Annotated in this window: 4 protein-coding genes; 2 read left to right on the top strand and 2 right to left on the bottom strand. The window is 74.4% G+C overall.

The window, feature by feature from the left end; translation table 11 throughout:
• Positions 1–8: 8 nt before the first annotated feature.
• On the bottom strand, positions 9–533 hold the full coding sequence (locus tag ACWEVO_RS33810) for a PH domain-containing protein (RefSeq protein WP_452311483.1): 525 nt from the start codon (positions 531–533) through the stop codon (positions 9–11).
• A gap of 94 nt (positions 534–627) precedes the next feature.
• Entirely contained in the window at positions 628–858 is a 231-nt protein-coding gene (locus ACWEVO_RS33805) for a hypothetical protein (protein ID WP_452311481.1), read from the bottom strand.
• A 240-nt stretch (positions 859–1,098) separates the two neighbouring features.
• Between ACWEVO_RS33805 and ACWEVO_RS33800 the strand changes: the two genes are divergently transcribed.
• Both ACWEVO_RS33800 and ACWEVO_RS33795 read left to right on the top strand, forming a co-directional pair.
• Positions 1,099–2,208, top strand: coding sequence for an AAA family ATPase (locus ACWEVO_RS33800; RefSeq protein WP_452311480.1), 1,110 nt, complete (start codon positions 1,099–1,101; stop codon positions 2,206–2,208).
• The coding region (locus tag ACWEVO_RS33795; RefSeq protein WP_452311482.1) for a DUF58 domain-containing protein at positions 2,187–3,057 on the top strand (871 nt) is incomplete at its 3' end. The genes ACWEVO_RS33800 and ACWEVO_RS33795, both read left to right, overlap by 22 nt.

Raw genomic sequence — 3,057 nt, 5'->3', positions numbered from 1 at the left:
GCCGTGGCTCACAGCCCCTCCGCCCGGTCCTCGCCGAGCGCGGTGAGCCGGTCCCGGAGCCGGGAGGCCTCCGCCGGCCGCAGGCCGGGCACCCGGGCGTCGCTCGCCGCGGCGGCGGTGTGCAGCTGCACGGTGGCCAGGTCGAAGGCGCGTTCCAGCGGACCCGCGGTGACGTCCACGAACTGCATCCGCGAGTACGGGACGATGGACAGCCGCCGGACCAGCAACCCGTGCCGGACCAGCAGGTCGTTCTCGCGTTCCGCGTACCCCCAGGCGTGCACCGCCCGGACGATGGTCACCACCCGCCAGCCGGTCAGCAGCACCGCCACGCCGAGCGCGGCGCCGAAGAGCCAGTGCCCGCTGACCGCCCAGCCGACGCCGAGTACCACCAGTCCGACGGCGAACAGCACGCCGAGCCGGATCAGCTCGACCCAGATCAGGTCACGGGAGATCGGCTGCCAGCGGACGGTGTCCGGCCAGGGCTCCAGCGGACCGGGCGGGGCCGCCGGGCCGGCGAGGTCGTCACCCGGCACCGGGCCGCGCTCGCTCACGTCACCGCCTCGCTTCGCCCGGGGCCGGCGGGACGCGCCACACTGCCGAGCTGACTGGCTCGCTCGCTCCGCTCGCTCACGCTTCGAGCGTAGGTGATCCGGGCACCGCGACCACCTCGCGCAGGAAGCCGCGGGCGTCGAGGAAATCGCCGAGGGACTCCCGGTGCTCGGCGCAGGCCAGCCAGGTCTTGCGCCGTTCGGGCTCGTGCAGGCGGGGATTGTTCCAGCGCAGCTCCCAGACGGCGGGGGCGCGACACCCGCGCGCCGAGCAGATCAGCGCGTCATCGCCGGGAGTGGGAAGGGTCACCGGGGCGAGTCTAGGGCCACGCGGTGAAAGGTTTAGCGCCGGGCGGCCACGGGGGGAGCCGCCCGGCGACGGGGTGAATCGTACACACGCCGGACCCCTTGTTGTCCACCCGTGTTCAGCGTTTTCCGCGCGCCGGGACGGCGTGGCAAAAATCGTCCCTCTCCCGGCCTCGGCTCTCAGCCGGGCATGACAGTCTTGATACGCATCACACCGCGACGACGACCAAGCTGTGGAGGACCGGTGGCCCAGCCGACCACGCCCGACGCCCCGAACCCGACCGAGGCCGTGCCGGACGCGCCGGCCCCGGTGGCCACCACCCCGGCGCAGGACGCCGGCCTGCTGGAGCGGGCGCTGTTCGAGATCAAGCGGGTGATCGTCGGCCAGGACCGGATGGTCGAGCGGATGTTCGTGGCCCTGCTCGCCCGGGGTCACTGCCTGCTGGAGGGGGTGCCCGGCGTGGCCAAGACCCTCGCCGTGGAGACCCTCGCCAAGGTGGTCGGCGGGTCGTTCGCCCGGGTCCAGTTCACCCCGGACCTGGTCCCCGCCGACATCATGGGCACCCGCATCTACCGGCAGTCCAGCGAGAAGTTCGACGTCGAACTGGGCCCGGTGTTCGTCAACTTCCTGCTCGCCGACGAGATCAACCGCGCTCCGGCGAAGGTGCAGTCGGCGCTGCTGGAGGTGATGAGCGAGCGGCAGGTCTCCATCGGCGGGGAGAGCCACCGGGTGCCCGACCCGTTCCTGGTGATGGCCACCCAGAACCCGATCGAGCAGGAGGGGGTGTATCCGCTGCCGGAGGCGCAGCGGGATCGCTTCCTGATGAAGATCCTGGTCGGCTATCCGACCGACGCCGAGGAGCGGGAGATCGTCTACCGGATGGGCGTCGCCGCGCCCGAGCCGGCCCGGGTCTTCGACACCGCCGACCTGATCGCCCTCCAGCACAAGGCCGACCAGGTCTTCGTGCACAACGCGCTGGTCGACTACGCGGTCCGGCTGGTGCTCGCCACCCGGGCCCCCGCCGAGCACGGCATGCCCGACGTCGCGCAGCTCATCCAGTACGGGGCCAGCCCGCGGGCCTCGCTCGGCCTGGTCCGGGCCACCCGGGCGCTGGCGCTGCTGCGCGGCCGGGACTACGCGCTGCCGCAGGACGTGCAGGACATCGCCCCGGACATCCTGCGCCACCGGCTGGTGCTCAGCTACGACGCGCTCGCCGACGACGTACCGGCCGACCACATCGTCCACCGGGTGATGTCGACCATCCCGCTGCCGGCGGTCGCGCCCCGGCAGCAGGCCACGCCGCCGCCACCGGCCGTGCCGAACGCCGCCGGCTGGCCCGGGCAGCGGCCGTGAGCCAACCCACCCGACTGCCGGCCAGCGGCGACCGGTCCGGCGCCGTGCTGTCCCGGCTGCAACTGCTGGTCACCCGCAAGCTGGACGGGCTGCTCCAGGGCGACTACGCCGGGCTGCTGCCCGGGCCGGGCAGCGAGGCGGGGGAGTCCCGCGAGTACCGCCCCGGCGACGACGTACGCCGGATGGACTGGCCGGTGACCGCGCGGACCACGATGCCGCACGTGCGGCGTACGGTGGCCGACCGGGAGCTGGAGACCTGGCTGGCGGTGGACCTGTCGGCGAGCCTGGACTTCGGCACCGGGAAGTGGCTCAAGCGCGACGTGGTGGTGGCCGCCGCGGCGGCCCTGGTCCACCTGACCGTCCGGGGTGGCAACCGGATCGGCGCGGTGGTGGGCACCGGCGGCCCGGTGCCCGCGCGGGCCGGGCGGTGGCGCGGCACGCCCCCGACCCCGGGTCCGGGCACCCTGGTGCGGCTGCCGGCCCGGGCCGGGCGCAAGGAGGCGCAGGGCCTGCTGCGCGCCATCGCCGGCACCGAGATCCGCCCCGGCCGCAGTGATCTCGGCACGCTGGTCGACATGCTCAACCGGCCGCCTCGCCGGCGCGGCGTGGCCGTGGTGATCTCCGACTTCCTCGCGCCGCCGTCGCAGTGGGGCCGGCCGATCCGTAAGCTGCGGGTCCGGCACGACGTGCTGGCGATCGAGGTGGTCGACCCGCGCGAGCTGGAGCTGCCCGACGTGGGGGTGCTGCCGGTGGTCGATCCGGAGACGGGCGAGCTGCACGAGGTGCAGACCGCCGATCCGGGCCTGCGCCAGCGGTACGCCGACGCGGCGGCCGCCCAGCGCGCGGCGG

The sequence above is a fragment of the Micromonospora sp. NPDC003776 genome (genome assembly GCF_053605645.1).
The sequence above is the reverse complement of the archived record's forward strand: the minus strand, read 5'-3'. Positions and strand labels throughout refer to the sequence as shown.